Source organism: Arthrobacter gengyunqii, from assembly GCF_023022985.1.
GTDB classification, from domain to species: domain Bacteria; phylum Actinomycetota; class Actinomycetes; order Actinomycetales; family Micrococcaceae; genus Arthrobacter_B; species Arthrobacter_B gengyunqii.
Genome location: NZ_CP095461.1, coordinates 3,066,224 through 3,081,824, shown reverse-complemented (window position 1 = coordinate 3,081,824; position 15,601 = coordinate 3,066,224). Strand labels below are relative to the sequence as shown.

General features: G+C 63.1%; 14 protein-coding genes and 1 tRNA gene. 12 read left to right on the top strand and 3 right to left on the bottom strand.

The window, feature by feature from the left end; all coding sequences use genetic code 11:
* Positions 1-484 precede the first annotated feature (484 nt).
* On the bottom strand, positions 485-1,153 hold the full coding sequence (locus tag MUG94_RS14160) for a DUF3800 domain-containing protein (RefSeq protein WP_227906721.1): 669 nt from the start codon (positions 1,151-1,153) through the stop codon (positions 485-487).
* Positions 1,154-1,533: 380 nt separating this feature from the next.
* Here MUG94_RS14160 and MUG94_RS14155 point away from each other — a divergent pair, with 380 nt between their 5' ends.
* The 4 genes from MUG94_RS14155 to MUG94_RS14140 all read left to right on the top strand — a co-directional run bounded on the left by MUG94_RS14155 (position 1,534) and on the right by MUG94_RS14140 (position 4,977).
* Positions 1,534-2,391: a hypothetical protein gene (locus MUG94_RS14155; RefSeq protein ID WP_227906719.1), complete on the top strand. Its 858-nt coding sequence runs from the start codon at positions 1,534-1,536 to the stop codon at positions 2,389-2,391.
* Positions 2,392-2,935: 544 nt separating this feature from the next.
* The gene (locus MUG94_RS14150) at positions 2,936-3,361 is read left to right on the top strand and encodes a helix-turn-helix domain-containing protein (protein ID WP_227906717.1); all 426 of its coding nucleotides are present in this window, start codon (positions 2,936-2,938) and stop codon (positions 3,359-3,361) included.
* Entirely contained in the window at positions 3,358-3,807 is a 450-nt protein-coding gene (locus tag MUG94_RS14145) for a hypothetical protein (protein WP_227906715.1), read from the top strand. The genes MUG94_RS14150 and MUG94_RS14145 overlap by 4 nt, the downstream gene beginning before the upstream one ends.
* 48 nt (positions 3,808-3,855) lie before the next feature.
* Complete coding sequence (locus tag MUG94_RS14140) at positions 3,856-4,977, top strand: tyrosine-type recombinase/integrase (protein ID WP_227906712.1); 1,122 nt, start codon at positions 3,856-3,858, stop codon at positions 4,975-4,977.
* A 31-nt stretch (positions 4,978-5,008) separates the two neighbouring features.
* On the opposite strand, the gene MUG94_RS14135 is transcribed toward MUG94_RS14140, so the two are convergent.
* Positions 5,009-5,500, bottom strand: coding sequence for a YajQ family cyclic di-GMP-binding protein (locus tag MUG94_RS14135; protein ID WP_104101679.1), 492 nt, complete (start codon positions 5,498-5,500; stop codon positions 5,009-5,011).
* Positions 5,501-5,628: 128 nt separating this feature from the next.
* Here MUG94_RS14135 and MUG94_RS14130 point away from each other — a divergent pair, with 128 nt between their 5' ends.
* The 6 genes from MUG94_RS14130 (at position 5,629) to MUG94_RS14105 (ending at position 11,908) form a co-directional block, all read left to right on the top strand.
* Complete coding sequence (locus MUG94_RS14130) at positions 5,629-5,985, top strand: hypothetical protein (RefSeq protein WP_227906711.1); 357 nt, start codon at positions 5,629-5,631, stop codon at positions 5,983-5,985.
* A gap of 123 nt (positions 5,986-6,108) precedes the next feature.
* Positions 6,109-6,190: transfer RNA gene (locus MUG94_RS14125), tRNA-Tyr, on the top strand.
* Positions 6,191-6,330: 140 nt separating this feature from the next.
* The gene (gene trxA / locus MUG94_RS14120) at positions 6,331-6,729 is read left to right on the top strand and encodes a thioredoxin (RefSeq protein ID WP_104052859.1); all 399 of its coding nucleotides are present in this window, start codon (positions 6,331-6,333) and stop codon (positions 6,727-6,729) included.
* A gap of 254 nt (positions 6,730-6,983) precedes the next feature.
* Positions 6,984-8,210, top strand: a complete 1,227-nt coding sequence (gene fdhA, locus MUG94_RS14115; RefSeq protein ID WP_227890357.1) for a formaldehyde dehydrogenase, glutathione-independent — start codon at positions 6,984-6,986, stop codon at positions 8,208-8,210.
* A gap of 284 nt (positions 8,211-8,494) precedes the next feature.
* The gene (gene amt, locus MUG94_RS14110; RefSeq protein ID WP_227906705.1) at positions 8,495-10,108 is read left to right on the top strand and encodes an ammonium transporter; all 1,614 of its coding nucleotides are present in this window, start codon (positions 8,495-8,497) and stop codon (positions 10,106-10,108) included.
* A gap of 105 nt (positions 10,109-10,213) precedes the next feature.
* On the top strand, positions 10,214-11,908 hold the full coding sequence (locus MUG94_RS14105) for an AMP-binding protein (protein WP_227906702.1): 1,695 nt from the start codon (positions 10,214-10,216) through the stop codon (positions 11,906-11,908).
* On the opposite strand, the gene MUG94_RS14100 is transcribed toward MUG94_RS14105, so the two are convergent.
* The gene (locus tag MUG94_RS14100) at positions 11,905-12,912 is read right to left on the bottom strand and encodes a DNA-3-methyladenine glycosylase family protein (RefSeq protein WP_227906701.1); all 1,008 of its coding nucleotides are present in this window, start codon (positions 12,910-12,912) and stop codon (positions 11,905-11,907) included. The genes MUG94_RS14105 and MUG94_RS14100 overlap by 4 nt on opposite strands.
* A 125-nt stretch (positions 12,913-13,037) precedes the next feature.
* Between MUG94_RS14100 and MUG94_RS14095 the strand changes: the two genes are divergently transcribed.
* Positions 13,038-14,417: a cystathionine beta-synthase gene (locus MUG94_RS14095; protein WP_227890353.1), complete on the top strand. Its 1,380-nt coding sequence runs from the start codon at positions 13,038-13,040 to the stop codon at positions 14,415-14,417.
* Between the two features lie 5 nt (positions 14,418-14,422).
* On the top strand, positions 14,423-15,598 hold the full coding sequence (locus MUG94_RS14090; protein ID WP_279324707.1) for a cystathionine gamma-synthase: 1,176 nt from the start codon (positions 14,423-14,425) through the stop codon (positions 15,596-15,598).
* The last annotated feature ends 3 nt before the right edge of the window (positions 15,599-15,601 follow it).

Sequence of the window (15,601 nt, the reverse complement as noted above, 5' to 3'; positions counted from 1 at the left end):
CGGAAGTTGATGAACCTCTAGCCCTTTGTTGTGGGGGACTGTCTGCGTCATTCTGCCGTGAGGTTTGGGCTTTTGGTGGTTGCCGGTGTCCGTCTAAATTGGTCCCTTCGTGGACTTCTTGCGGACTTTCTGCGGACTGGCAGGCATAAGATTTGGCTGACGCTGAATGCCGGCCAGTGGCACTGAGGCGGAGTGAGGACGTACATAGTGTGGACACCCTTTGCATCTGCTGGGGTACTCACTGAGCGAGTACCCCAGCAGGGGGTCACTACTAATGACACCCTTCCGCTGACACAGGGGCGGCACTGAGGGTGTCGGCGCTACCGACCCCATGGCGTCGGCAGTAGCGACCTCATAGGCACTTCACCCAGCGAAACGTTTTTATCAAGTCGTCTTGACAGCAGACACCCAACTAAGGTGTATTGGTACTGCCAGCGATAAGACATCCCAGGGAAGTCTTCCAACCGGATAGCTGGCCCCAGCTTCACTCAACTGCCCGTGGTGCCCTCCCCCACGGGTGGAACTGAGTAGACAAAGTCGGCTGTACGCAGGGGCTAAGCCACGTGCAGGTCTTGTTCTCCAACTCCCTCTGAATGGCCCAAAGGCCATAGTCTGCGACCTGCAGTCCCCAAGATGACGACGACTTCCACACGCAAAGGACGATGTTGCGGTCTATTTGGTTGCACACATCCTCCAGTGCCACTTTGGCAGCTGTCTGGCGGGCTGCGGTTCCAAATGTCCCTGCGATGACGTAGAGCGTATCGTCGGGTGTTGAAACTTGCTTGGCTATCTCTTTGAAATGCAGGAACCAAGCCATCTTGTACAGATACATTTCGCCCTTGCTTCGGACGCTCGAGTAAGCCCCTGCTTTGTACAGAAAGGTGCTGTCGAAGCGAGGAGCCTGCTCCCGTATGAGCTGGAAGACGCGGTTTTTCGTAGCGATTTTGTCGTTCACCGCGTGAAACCCCTCTGGCAGATGCAAGCCATCAGCGGAAAGCTGCGCCCGCAGGTTCATCCCGCCAAAAAGTGCGTCCCCATGGTTCCCCGTAAAAACCGCCGTACCGAAGCCGAAATAAGTTGAGGCGCCGTTCTTGCCTTGACCTGCGTAGTCAAGGTTGCCCGTTTCATCGGCGTAGAGATAAATATCAGCCACCAGTCACCATCATTCGTTTGCCCATCATGCCAAGATAGAGCAGGTCGTGATGAATCTCCTACGACATACACCTCCGGCTCCGTCTGGAGACTTGCTGAGGTCTATACACGCGGGCTGGACCCGGCGCCCCGGTGGAGTTAGAGGACAAAGGTGCAGGCGCCAATTGGTAGCTCTCAAGGGTGTCGGTGTTACCGACACCCTTGAAGAGTGTCGTCCCTCATTACTGATGAGGGCCACCCAGACAGGGGCCGCGGGTAGGATGCCGGAATGGCGATGCTTCCAATAGCTGAGGGTGAACGGTGGGCCTACAGGCAGGCGAAGGGGGCCCACTCCAAGAGGTCACGATTTTGAAGGTGACCTCCCAGAGCGGTAATTCTCGCGTGAGGATCCAGTTCGAGGATGGCGAGTTCGAGGGTCAAGCCGAGTGGGTTTTCCGGCGCATGCTCAAGGTCTCCTGGGATCAGGGGGAAGCTCTCCTGGAGCACGAGCGCCTATGGGAGGCGGCGCGGAATTGGGGGAAGCCCATCTCTGACAGTGAACTCACCGCCGCCCAGATCATTCTTGACGAATCCATCGACGCTGCCATTGCAGGTCCTTACAGCTACGGGCTCCTGGGTGTCCATGATCGGTCGGCGCTCGAGCAGCTGGTACAGGTCCCTCTTCCAGATCCGCACAGCCCGGGTGCTTTTGAAGAGGGCGGGGTCTCATACCTCCCATGGCCGGCAATGCGCTCAGTAGCTCAGATCCAAGCGCGTGCCGTCCCGCAGGTCCTCCTCGAGTACGTAGAGCGTGACGCAGTCGAGCTGGCCGAGTCAGACTCTCAGTTCCGTCAGCTGACCGCCCTTGATGGCTTCCCCCAACCTCTTGGCCTGGATCAGTCGAGAGAATTCGATGAAGAGCGGCGGCGCTACCTCAACCAAATCCGACAGTGGTGCGGAGAGGAAGCGCTCGGAAAATGGGACGAAATACTCTACCTCCGCGGCGATAACGCCCGCCTAGCCGGCCTCATGAATGAGGCTCTCACGGTCTTGGAAAAGGCGGGCAGGGAGCGGGACGCCAAGCGCCTGCGTCGGAAGCTTGACTATCCGTTCATCCCCTGGCACAAACGGCGCGGAGAACCGGTCCGCTGGGCCGCGGCAGGTGAAGGAAGGCCCGTCGGCGGGCCCTTCTTGACTATATGTGTACGATGCTCTTGTCTGATTAGCCCGGTACCACATGACTATGTCGTGAATTCATGAAGTTGGGGAACGTATTGAGTGGCAGGTCGATGCAGGGGCATTATCGAGGATGCCGAGCAACACGAGACGGTGGTTACTGGCAGCTGTACCGGGATGCTGAAGGGAGCGCCGTTTGTTCGCTAGAGATCTTTGCACTGACGACCCCTGAGACGTCTGTGGAGAACGTGATGCTCAAGGAAGAGCTTCGTCTCGGCTTGTCAAAGGCTGCGGAAGGAACATTACGTTTCGGGGAAAGTGAGGATGTGAGGGAAATCTTCAGGGAGCCCGACATGCTCGAGCTTCGCCTAGGGCATCGGGCATTCGGTCCTGACGGCGTAGGGCACAAGTTTCGCTTATATTTCGCTGAGCCAACGGTGGAGATGAGGCTGCTCCTGGGACTCAAGTTCGGCAAGGCCCCCGCAACGGAGCTTGGGTTGGAGGTCCAAGACACACACATCGACGAGGCGGGCGAGCGTTACCTGGCATGGACTCAAGCCCGAGTGAAGTGATGTACTGTCTTTTATAGTCAAAAATGTAGTCAGAGACTGACAAATTAGGGGGAACGATGGATCTCGATGATCTTCTCGGGATTAAGACGGATGACCCTGTCCAGCGGCTTGCACGAGAACTCCTACGGGAGGATGACGATCTGCTGGCCGATCTGGTACAGATCCGTCGCGAGACAATGACACAACAAGAAGTAGCAGATCGGTTGCAGATCAGCAGGCCGAGTGTGGCCGCTTTCGAACGGTACGATTCCGACCCTAGACTCTCAGCGATACGCCGGTATGCCCTCGCCATCCGAGCCCATGTCCGACACACCGTCTACAAGCCGGAGGATCGGCAGGACGTTGTATTTGAGATGGTCGAGCGGACGCGGCCCGGAGCCGATGAAAGATCTCGTCACGATGCTGCTACCCCAAATATGGGCGCCTTCCACCGCACGGTTCGTGCTCAGTTTGGCCGACCCTCCTTTGTGGCGCTTCGATGAAGGGGCCGGATCTGCGCTTCTCACTCGCGGACCCAAAGATATTCGATGTCACGGCTACGAGGCGGCCGGCACCGGACGATTACCACATCATGTGGCACGCCACGTATGAAGAGGAGCCGAAAAACCGATCACGACTCGTGGTGGCCACGCTCTATGTGAGTGATGAAGATGCGGAACTGACCATCACGGCCGGCTCCGTGTTCGTCGCTTCTAGCCGGAGCGCCTTAGCTGCACGGGACGAGGAATTAGCGAACATTGTAGGAAGCTCGCTGGCCCTGGAGACCCTATACGATGTGGTTCGAATGCATGCGCGCACGCTTATGGGCATGCTGCGAATCGAGTTGGACCTCCCGTCCGCAGCTCCGGACGCTGAAGTCTCCGCATTCAAGGATGAAGGCGAAGAGACGGACTCTGACGAGGCTAGTGAAGTATCACCATCTGACTAGTAGCTCAGGTGCCCCTGCATGTGTAGACGAAGGCTCAACCTTCCAAGGTTGAGCCTTCGCCAGAAGAGAGATAACGGCTCCTGGCGAGCTCGATACCGGGATGACGCCGGCAAGGAACACGCCCGGCACTTCCCGCGGAAGATCGACGCGCAGAGGTGGCTCAACGAGGTGACGACGTCCGTCACCAACGGCACCTATGTGGACCCTCGCGCTGGAACCATCACGTTCGCCCAATGGTTCACGCAGTGGGAAGAGCGGCAGATATGGGCCCGTGGAACCAAGATCTCGGCTGCCCAAGCGCTGCAGTCAACGACATTTGCCGACGTTCAAATGAAGCGGATCATGCCGTCGCACCTGCAGTCATGGGTCAAGACCATGACGCTGCCGGCGGAGACGCGGCAGACGGGTCTGGCTCCCTCGACGGTGAAGGTCCGCTATAACATCGTGCGCTCGGCTTTCAAGGCCGCAGTGGCGGATCGGGTCATCCCTCTGGATCCCTCCGACAACATCGAGCTACCCAGGGAGCGCCGCAGCGAAGCGGCCATGACCATCCCGACGACAGCGCAGGTGGCGGCCGCTCTGGCGGCGGCACCGGAGTGGTTCGAGGCCTATATCGGAGTCTGCGCATTTGCGGGCCTCAGGCTCGGTGAGGCGTCCGGCCTGCAGGTGGGGGATGTCGACTTCCTTCGCCGTACCCTTACGATCAATAGGCAGGTGCAGGGTGAGAACCGGAAGAACGCGGAAGTCGTAGGGCCCAAGCATGGCTCTGAGCGCGTCGTATACATCCCGGCCCGCCTCACGGAAATGATCGCCCGCCACGTGGAGCAGGTCGGCGTCCATGGTGACGAGGCGTGGCTGTTCTCCACTGGTGGGCATCTGTGGAACCGGGGGATGGCCGGCTATTACTGGCGCGAGGCCCGGGCAGCCTGCGGGCTTGATGACTTCACGCTGCATGGCCTCCGGCACTTCTACGCCTCTGCTCTGATCGCCTCTGGCTGCGCCGTCGTGACCGTGCAGCGGGCGCTGGGTCATGCCCAGGCAACGATCACGCTGAACACTTACAGCCACCTCTGGCCGACTGCTGAGGACAAGACGAGGACCGCAGCCGATGGTCTGATGGCTGCGGTCCTCGATAATCCTGCGGACTCAGTGCGGACTCAGTACAACTGATTCCGGTCTGACTAGGCCATATGTATGTGACCTAGCGGAAGTTGATGAACTGCAGGTCCACGTCCACGTCGGCACCCTTGAGCAGTGCCATCGTCGCCTGCAGGTCGTCGCGGGACTTGGACGTCACGCGCAGCTCGTCGCCCTGGATCCGGGAGTTCACGCCCTTGGGGCCTTCATCGCGGATGATCTTGTTGATCTTCTTGGCCTGGTCCTGGGCGATGCCTTCCTTCATGGAGGCTTCAATCCGGTACTCCTTGCCCGAAGCGAACGGCTCGCCGGCGTCCAGGGACTTCAGGGAAATGCCGCGACGGACCAGCTTGGACTGCAGAACGTCCAGGACCGCCATGACCCGCTCCTCCGAGTTGGCCTTCATGAGGATTTTCTCCCCGCTGAAATCCACCTCGGCGCCTACGCCCTTGAAGTCGTACCGCTGGGACAGTTCCTTCTGCGCCTGGTTCAGGGCGTTGGCAACTTCCTGTTTGTCGATCTTGCTTACAACATCAAATGATGACTCGCTGGCCATGGGCGCTCCTTGCCGTAGTTATTTCTCCTGCATCCAGCCTAGTAGGTCCGGGCATCCGTGGCAGCCCTCACAGGCTGCACCCAGCCAACACCGGGAATGGTCCCATCTTGCCGGGCGACAGTATTGGGGTGAGCAACACAGCAAACCCTCCGGCAGAAATCCGCCACCGCCGTACCTCCATGAGCAAACTCCGCACCGCTGCGGCAGGATCCGTTCTGGCCGCGGTTTCCATCACGGGCGTGGGGGCTGCGGCGGGCCCGGCGCAGGCATCGGAGCTGCGCTCCTTCCTGGCGCCGCTTCAAGGACTGGACACCGCCGCAGCCGGCGCAGAGGATTCCGGGGCTGCTCCCCGGACTACGCCTGAGCGGCGTCTGCTGGGCATCCGGGAGGACCTGGCCAACGCTGTCGCCTGGGGCTCCGTGACGCAGGCGCAGGCTGATGGTTTTTACGCCCAAATGCAGTCGCGCATTGCCCGCGGACTCTAGCCCTGGCGGCTGTTCGACCGGGGCCGGGATCAATTCACGGCGCCGATTCGTATCTTGGGCAAAAGTTCTGTAAAGTTGTTTGAGCCGCAGTCGCTTGCGGCAGTCTTCATCACGAAGATGTTCGGCAGATTACCCGAGCGGCCAAAGGGGGCTGACTGTAAATCAGCTGGCAACGCCTTCACTGGTTCGAATCCAGTATCTGCCACCGAACAGGAAGAGCCCGCTCCACCAGGAAACTGGACGGAGCGGGTTTTTTCTTGCCCTGAGACCGGTCGGGGCGCGGCCGCCTTCACCGCAGAGCGAACAGCTAGAGACATCTCCACACCGGGCAGATAGCGTTGTGGGATGGCAACTATCGACATCACCGAGGCAACGTTCCCCGAGACCATTGAGGAAAACGACATTGTGTTCGTGGACTTCTGGGCGGACTGGTGCGGCCCGTGCAAGCAGTTCGCGCCGGTGTACGATGCCGTCTCCCAGAAGCATGACGACATCACCTTCGCGAAGGTGGACACCGAAAAAGAGCAGGGCCTGGCGGCCGCTGCCGGCATCACTTCCATCCCCACGCTGATGGCTTTCCGCGAAAAGGTCCTGGTCTTCTCCCAGCCCGGCGCCCTCAACGCCTCCCAGTTCAGCGAACTGGTGGATGCGGTTAAGGGACTGGACATGAAGGCCGTCCACGAGCAGATCGCGGCACAGGAAAGCGGGCAGGCAGCCGCCGGTTCCGACGGACAGGCCAACTAGCCCTACCTCTTCCGCCGCCCAGGTTCGCGGCACAGACTTCCACTGCGGAGGTTCCCCCACGGGAACCTCCGCAGTGTGCGTTAAACGGTGCTTTCGGCAGCCCGAGCCTGCGCTGCGGGACGCGGTTACTCTGGCGCCGGCCGCTCTCCAGAGCTAGGGTCGGACATCCCCGCGGCTGCGCCCGTTCGGTACTACGGCGTACGACGGCGAAGCCCGGATCCGTGTCAACGACGATAAGGCGAGGCGAAAAACCTATGAGCTCAAACCGTGGAGTTGCCTATTTGGAACCCGGTGTCGTGGAAGTGCAGGACATCGACTATCCAACCTTCGAACTCCGGGACGGCCCCGGCGTCAATCCGGCCAATGTGGGACGCAAAGTGCCCCACGGGGCCATCCTCAAGGTGGTGACGTCCAATATCTGCGGGTCTGACCAGCACATGGTCCGCGGCCGCACCACCGCCCCGCCCAACCTGATCTTGGGACATGAAATCACCGGGGAAATTGTGGAAATTGGACCGGACGTGGAATTCCATTCCGTGGGAGACCTGGTGTCCGTACCGTTCAACATTTCCTGCGGCCGCTGCAAGAACTGCAAGGAGCGGAAGACGGGCATCTGCCTGAACGTTAACCCGGACCGCCCCGGCAGCGCCTACGGGTACGTGGACATGGGCGGCTGGGTGGGTGGCCAGGCCGAATATGTGCTGGTTCCGTACGCTGACTGGAACCTGCTGCGTTTTCCGGACAAGGACCAGGCGATGGAGAAGATCCTGGACCTGACCATGCTTTCGGACATTTTTCCTACGGGTTACCACGGAGCGGTCACCGCGGGGGTGCATGTGGGATCCACTGTCTACATCGCCGGTGCCGGGCCGGTGGGACTCGCTGCCGCCGCCGGAGCACAGCTGCTGGGCGCCGCCGTCGTCATTGTCGCTGACCTCAACGAGGAACGCCTGGCCCAGGCCCGCAGCTTCGGCTGCGAGACGGTGGACGTGTCAAAGGGAGACCCCAAGGACCAGATTGAGCAGCTGCTCGGGGTTCCCGAGGTGGACTGTGCGGTGGATGCCGTGGGGTTTGAAGCCCGCGGCCATGGCCATGGCTCGTCCACGGAGGCTCCGGCAACCGTGCTGAACTCCCTCATGGACATCACGGCAGCCGGCGGTGCCTTGGGTATTCCCGGGCTGTACGTCACCGGAGATCCGGGCGGCGTGGACGAGGCCGCCAAAGTGGGCTCGCTGTCCCTGAGCCTGGGGACGGGCTGGGCGAAGTCACTGTCCTTCACGACGGGACAGTGTCCGGTGATGAAGTACAACCGGGACCTGATGATGGCCATCCTGCATGACAAGGTCCAGATCGCCAAGGCAGTCAACGCCACGACGATCAGCCTGGACCAGGCTGCGGAGTCCTACCGTGACTTCGACTCCGGGGTGGCGCGCAAGTACGTCATCGACCCGCACGGCATGGTGGGCAGCCACCACTCCTGACCCAGTGCGGGCGGAGGGTCAAAGGGCCGGAACCGGAAACGGTTTCGGCCCTTTGAACGCGTGTGAAGGCCTGTTGTCTTCTTCTCGGTTTAGCTGCGGAAGTAAGCTCGTAGCTCCGGTGGCCCGCTGTGTCCGCGGCGCCGGGACGCATCATTCACCTGCCGCAGAGCCGGAAACGGGGATGTCATGTCCACTTACAAGCTTGCTGCTCGATTCACCCTCCAGCGTCGACCCATATTTCGGGAAAAACGGGTCCCCGGAATCTTCCTCCAGGACGGCCGGCCGTGAACGGCGCGGATACCGCCTGGGTGCTCATCTGCGCAGGACTGGTGCTTTTCATGGTTCCCGGGCTGGCACTGTTCTACGGAGGCATGGTCCCGGTCCGCAACGTCCTGACCATGATGATGCAGAACATCATTCCGCTGGGCATCATCACCGTCACTTGGGTGCTGGTGGGCTACACCCTGGCGTTCAGCAACAACGGAAACTCTCTGGTGGGGGAGTTCGACGCGTTTGCCCTCATCGACGTGGACACCCCCCAGTTCCACACCGTGGCCGCGGGAGTAACCATCCCCGCGCTCGCCTTTGTGGCCTACCAAATGATGTTTGCCATCATTACCCCGGCGCTGCTGACCGGGGCGACGGCGGGACGGCTGAAGTTCGCCGGGTGGACTGTCTTCCTGGCGGCGTGGTCCATTCTCGTTTATCCCCAGGTGGCCCGCTGGCTCTGGCATCCCTCGGGATGGCTGGTACAGCTGGGTGCTCAGGACTGGGCCGGGGGGATGGTGGTGCATGCTTCGGCTGGGGCCGCCGCCGTCGCCGTGCTGCTGGTGGTGGGCCGACGCCGTGGCTGGCCGAACCTCAAAACTTCGCCCAACAACCTGCCGCTCATGCTCGTGGGCGGCGGCATCCTGTGGTTCGGCTGGTTCGGGTTCAACGCCGGTGACGGTCTCCAGGCCAACGACATCGCAGCCCAGGCACTGATCAACACGCACGTGGCCGGCGGTGCGGCCATGCTGACCTGGCTGCTTGTGGAACGGCTGACCAGCGGCCACTCCACGCTTGTCGGGGCAGTCTCCGGGGCCGTCGCCGGGCTGGCCACCATCACCCCGTGCGCCGGTTTTGTCAGCACCGGGGGAGCGCTGCTGATCGGTCTGATTGCGGGCTGTGTCTGCTGTTTTGCGGTGGGGCTCAAGCACGTGCTGCGCTACGACGACGCCCTGGACGTCATCGCCGTCCACTTCATCGGCGGTGTCCTGGGATCTTTCCTGTTGGGATTCTTCGCTGACAGCTCGGTGAACGCAACGAGCGACGACGGACTCTTCAACGGCGGCGGGGGACTGCTGCTCTGGCACCAGGTGGTTGCCATTGTCTGCGTGGTCCTGTTCTCCTTCATCCTGAGCTGGGTGATCGCCGCGATCATCAGCCGGACCATGGGACTGCGCGAACCCGGCCCGGAACAGGATGACCTGGACGAGGTCCAGCAAGGCGCCGCAGCCTACGCACTCAGCGGGATCACGTCGCGGCCGACCACCAGCGGGCGCGGTTCAGAACCCGGTTCCGAAGCAGGCAGCCCTGCCGGCGCCGGGAGCGAGGGCCGCGTGAGCGTACCAGACCATTTGATCAGCGCGGTGGTGAACACCGACCGCATCGACGGCCTGCGCGACGCGCTGCTGCTCGCCGGTGCCAGATCATTGGAACTGTCCGACTCCGCGGTGTACTCCGGCAGGACCCGAACGCAGAACTTCCGCGGCGACACACGGAAAATGGATTTCGAGGATCGGCTGCGTGCACAGGTTGCCGTTGACAGCGAGCATGAGGAGGCCGTGGTGGCAGTGCTGAAGCGCTTCGGGGCTGAACCGTCATCCATCTACCGGCTGGCCATCACCCCCTATTGATGGTCCGGCACGAACCGGAGGCACGGCGGGTTGACCCTTCGCAGGCGGCGCAAGTCTTGGTAGCGTTCGGGGCAACCGTTGCCCGCAGCCGAAGGAGTCTGTGCTTTGCCCTCTTACGCCTCTTCGCCCTCTCCCACCCCGCTCCTGGATGAAACCATCGGGGTCAATCTGGAGCGGAACGTCCTCCGCTTTCCGGATGCCGCAGCGCTGATTGATGTTCCCACCGGGCGGTCCTGGACGTACGCGGAGTTCAACCGCGACGTCGATGATCTCGCTGCGGGGCTTCTGGAACGGGGCATCCGGGCGGGGGACCGGGTGGGAATCTGGTCCCCGAACTGCGCCGAGTGGACCCTCGTCCAATATGCGACGGCGAAGGCAGGAGCCGTCCTGGTCACCGTGAACCCGGCATACCGGCAGAGCGAACTGGATTTTGTCGTGAAGCAGAGCGGCATGCGGATGTTGTTCACGGCGCCCGGGGATCCCCGCAACGATTATGAGGTCATGGCGCGCGAGGCGCAGCAGCAGGCCGGTTCCCTTGACCTCGTTTTCCTGGCAGGGGAGGACAGCAACGGGTTCGCCGCGCTCTCGGCGGACGGCCGCCGGGCGGCTGCAGCTTCCGGGGCACCGGCCGGAGCCGGGGCAGTGGCCGAGCGGATGGCCAGCCTTCGGCCCGGGGATCCCATCAACATTCAGTACACCTCCGGAACCACGGGATTTCCCAAGGGGGCCACGCTGACGCACTCCAACATCCTGAACAACGGATACTTTATCGGTGAGCTCCTCGGCTACACCGACAAGGACCGCGTGGTGCTTCCGGTGCCGTTCTACCACTGCTTCGGGATGGTCATTGGAAATCTGGCGGCTTTGTCCCACGGGGCCGCCACCATCATTCCCTCCCGGACCTTCGATGCCGCCGCGGCGCTCGAAGCCGTCCAGAGCCGGCAGGCCACTTCCCTCTACGGGGTTCCCACCATGTTCATTGCCGAACTGGGGCTGGAGGACTTCAACCGCTATGACCTCTCCACGCTGCGCACCGGCGTCATGGCCGGGTCTCCCTGCCCCGAGGAAATTATGAAGCGCGTTATCCGGGACATGAACATGTCAGAGGTGGCCATTTGCTACGGAATGACGGAAACCTCCCCGGTGTCCACCATGACCCGCCGCGGCGATTCGCTGGAACGCCGGACCCGGACCGTGGGACGGACCATGCCGCATCTGGAGAACCAGGTGGTGGATCCGGGCACCGGGCAGCCGGTGCCGTTCGGGGAAATCGGTGAGCTGTGTACCCGCGGCTACAGCGTGATGGCGGGGTACTGGGATGAACCGGACAAGACCGCGGAGGCGATCGACGCCGAGGGGTGGATGCATACCGGGGACCTGGCCCGGATGGATGAGGAGGGCTACGTCAGCATCGAGGGCCGGATCAAGGACATGGTCATCCGCGGGGGAGAGAACATCTATCCGCGCGAGATCGAAGAGTTCCTCTATTCCCATCCGTCCATCTCCGATGTCCAGGTCATCGGTATTCCCGACGAGCGCTACGGTGAGGAACTGATGGCCTGCATCATCGCGGTTCCCGGTGCACCGGAGCCGGATGCCGCGTCCATCGCCGAGTTTTGCCGGGGCAGGCTGGCCCATTACAAGATTCCCCGTTTTGTGCAGGTACGGGGCAGCTTTCCCATGACGGTGTCGGGAAAGATCCGGAAAGTGCAGATGCGCGAAGAAGTGATGGAGCATTTGGGCTCGGTCTCGAAAGTTCCGCAGCTCCCCGAGGAACCCTCCGTGCCTTCCGCGCCCTAGCGGCCGCGGTGGTCCTCCGGTGCCAGCCGGGGCCCGAAGGCCTGCTTGCGGAAACCGCTCAGCACCAGCAGCCGCACCACCCGCTGCCGATGGCCCCGCCAGGGCTCCAGCAGCGCCAGCATCCCGGCGTCGTCCGTCCGGCGCCCGGTCAGCGCCTCACCCACGAAGGCCGACAGATGGTAATCGCCCACGGAGACGGAGTCCGGGGCACCGTGCGTGCGTTGGGTAATCTCGGCGGCGCTCCACGGGCCGATGCCGGGAATCGAGCACAGCCGCGCCGTCAAATCCGTGCCGAGCGGAACCTCGGACAGCCGTTCCAACGCCGAGGCCGCCCCGCAGGCCCGGAGGATGGTGCCCGACCGGTGGAAATCCACCCGGGCACGGTGCCACTCCCAGCTGGGAACCCGGCGCCAGGCTTCGGCGCTTGGCGGAACTTTCAAACCGGCCGGCGCCGGTCCGGGAGCGTCGGCCCCGTATTTGGTCACCAGGTACCGCCACGCGTAGTAGGCCTCCATGGCCGTGACCTTCTGCTCCAGGATGACGGGAACAATGCTGTCCAGCATCCGGCCCGTGCTGGGCAGCCGCAGCCCGGGGTTCCGCCGCCGGGTTTCCGCCAGTGCGGCGGGGAGGGTGGCGGTGAAAGCGGGCTGGTCGAAGGCGCTCCAGTCATCGGAGTCCCCGAGCAGCGCCGGAACGCCCGCCAGCGCGAACTCCGCTCCGGGGCCCCAGGCCCGGGCCAGCACACGGGCACCCGGGGCCGGGGCGGGCTGCTCGGTCAGGGCAAGGGTGGCGTTGCCCTCCGGCGTCGAAAACGCCAGCCAGGCAACACCGGGGCCGATCCGCACGGACGGATCCTTCCTGCCATGGGCGAGGACTCCCAGCGACAGGTCCAGACGATACGGACGGTCCGACTCCCAGAGGACGGAAACCGCCCCGGCTCCGGGAGCGGCGCCGGAGGCAGCTCCGGTTCCCGACGCGAGTGAGACCGGCACGGAGAGGGACATAACTCCATCGTTGCACGCACCTGTGACGGCCGCGCCGTGGAAAGGGGACCGGGCGGTGTGGCATTTGCTACGCCGGGTTCCGGGGAAGGCTGGACCCGTGGAATCGAACAAGTAACGTGTTCCACATGAAGTTTGCAGATACTGTCCTGGACCTGATCGGCAAGACCCCGCTGGTGAAGCTGCACCACGTTACCGATGGCATCGCAGCCACGGTGCTCGTGAAGCTGGAATATCTGAACCCGGGCGGCTCCATCAAGGACCGCATCGCGGTGCGGATGATCGAGACCGCTGAACGGGAGGGCAAGCTGAAGCCCGGCGGCACCATCATCGAACCCACCAGCGGAAACACCGGCGTCGGCCTGGCCCTGGTGGCACAGCAAAAGGGATATCGCTGCATCTTCGTCACTCCGGACAAGGTGGGGGTGGAGAAACGCGACGTGCTGCGTGCCTACGGCGCCGAAGTGGTGGTGACGCCCACCGCCGTCGCCCCCGACAGCCCCGATTCCTACTACGGTGTCTCCGACCGCCTGGTCCGCGAGATCCCGGGCGCCTACAAGCCGGACCAGTTCTCCAACCCCTCCGCCCCGGTCAGCCACTATGAGTCGACGGGACCGGAGATTTGGACGGATACTGACGGCACGGTGACCCATTTCGTGGCCGGCGCGGGCACCGGCGGCACCATCACGGGCACCGGCCGCTACCTCAAGGAAATCTCCGCGGACCGTCCAACAGGCCCGGTGCGCATTATTGCCGCCGATCCCGAGGGCTCGGTGTACTCCGGCGGCACCGGTCGTCCCTATTTCGTGGAGGGCGTGGGCGAGGACATGTGGCCGGGCAACTATGACCCGTCCGTTCCGGACGAAGTGATTGCCGTAAATGACGCCGAGTCCTTCGCCATGACCCGCCGGCTGGCCCGTGAGGAAGGCCTGCTGGTGGGTGGCTCCTCCGGAATGGCCGTGGTGGCGGCACTGCGCGCGGCCCGCGATCTGGGCCCGGACGACGTCGTTGTGGTGGTGCTGCCGGACAGTGGCCGCGGCTACATGGGCAAGATCTTCAACGATGAGTGGATGCGCTCCTACGGCTTCCTGCATGGAACCGAGCAGGAAGCCGCCGTCAGCGACGTTCTCGCAACCAAGGACGGGTCGCTGCCGGATCTGGTGCACACCCACCCGAATGAGTCGGTCCGGGACGTCATCAACATCCTGAATGAATACGGCGTTTCCAGTATCCCGGTCCTGTCGCAGGAACCTCCGGTGCGGATCGGCGAGGTCCTCGGCGCCGTCGACGAGCGCTCGCTGACAGAGAAGCTGTTCCGTGGCGAGGCCAAGCCCACCGACAGCATCAGCGAACACATGGGACCGCGGCTGGGGATGGTCGGCGCGGGAGATTCCGTGGCTGCCGCCAAGGAAAAGCTGCAGGAGAACGACGCCGTCATGGTGACCTCCGAGGGTGCGCCGGTGGGAATACTCACGCGGCATGACCTGCTGTCCTACATGAGCGTCTAACCGCAATCCATCCTGAAGCAGAGGAGCACACCATGAGCGAAGGCTTTAACACCCGCGCCATCCACGCGGGCCAAACCCCCGACCCGACCACCGGAGCGGTCATTCCGCCGCTGTACCAGAGCACCACCTACGCCCAGGACGGCATTGGCGGACTGCGCAACGGCTATGAGTACGGCCGCGGCACCAACCCCACCCGCGACGCGCTGCAGGACCAGTTGGCCGCACTGGAAGGCGGCGCCCATGCGTACTCCTTCAGCTCCGGCCTGGCCGCTGAAGATGCTCTCATCCGGGCACTGCTGGCACCCGGGGACCACATTGTGCTGGGCAACGACGCGTACGGCGGAACCTACCGGCTGATCAACAAGGTTCTTTCCGCCTGGGGCATCACCAACGCCGCGGTGGACATGTCCGACATCGGCGCCCTCACCACCGCCATCGCGGCCGGCAACACCAAGATGGTGTGGCTGGAGACGCCCTCGAACCCCATGATGAAGATTTCCGACATTGCCGCCGTCGCGCAGGCAGCGCACGACGCCGGGGCCTGGCTGGTCGTCGACAACACCTTCGCCTCCCCGTATCTGCAGCAGCCGCTGGCGCTGGGTGCTGACATCGTGGTGCACTCCACCACCAAGTACATTGGCGGGCATTCCGACGCGGTGGGCGGCGCGGTCATCCTGAACGACGACGACGCCGCCGAGAAGATCGGCTTCATCCAGTTCGCTGTCGGCGCGGTGTCAGCACCGATGGAAGCCTGGCTGACCACCCGCGGGCTGAAGACCCTGGGCGTGCGGATGGACCGGCACTCCTCCAACGCCATGGCCGTGGCCAAGTGGCTGCAGGACCAGCCGGCAGTGGAGAACGTGCTCTATCCGGGATTGGCAGACCACCCCGGACATGATCTCGCCAAGGCCCAGATGAAGGACTTTGGCGGGATGGTCTCGGTGTCCTTCAAGGGCGGCGAGGCAGCGGCCCGGAAGGTGGCCGAGTCCACCCGCGTGTTCACCCTGGCCGAGTCCCTGGGCGGCGTGGAGTCACTGATGAACTACCCGTCCGAGATGACGCACGCCTCGGTGAAGGGCACCGAGCTGGCGGTTCCGGAGAATCTGCTGCGGCTCTCCGTGGGCATCGAGGACTTGGAAGACCTGATTGCCGATCTGGATCAGGCTCTGAGCCAGTTGTAGGAA

Excerpts from the sequence above, each read along its gene's own strand:
- MUG94_RS14150 (WP_227906717.1), top strand. The coding sequence starts at position 2,936 with ATGGATCTCGATGATCTTCTCGGGATTAAGACGGATGACCCTGTCCAG.
- MUG94_RS14145 (WP_227906715.1), top strand. The coding sequence starts at position 3,358 with ATGAAGGGGCCGGATCTGCGCTTCTCACTCGCGGACCCAAAGATATTC.
- MUG94_RS14135 (WP_104101679.1), bottom strand. The coding sequence starts at position 5,500 with ATGGCCAGCGAGTCATCATTTGATGTTGTAAGCAAGATCGACAAACAG.
- trxA (WP_104052859.1), top strand. The coding sequence starts at position 6,331 with ATGGCAACTATCGACATCACCGAGGCAACGTTCCCCGAGACCATTGAG.
- fdhA (WP_227890357.1), top strand. The coding sequence starts at position 6,984 with ATGAGCTCAAACCGTGGAGTTGCCTATTTGGAACCCGGTGTCGTGGAA.
- MUG94_RS14100 (WP_227906701.1), bottom strand. The coding sequence starts at position 12,912 with ATGTCCCTCTCCGTGCCGGTCTCACTCGCGTCGGGAACCGGAGCTGCC.
- MUG94_RS14095 (WP_227890353.1), top strand. The coding sequence starts at position 13,038 with ATGAAGTTTGCAGATACTGTCCTGGACCTGATCGGCAAGACCCCGCTG.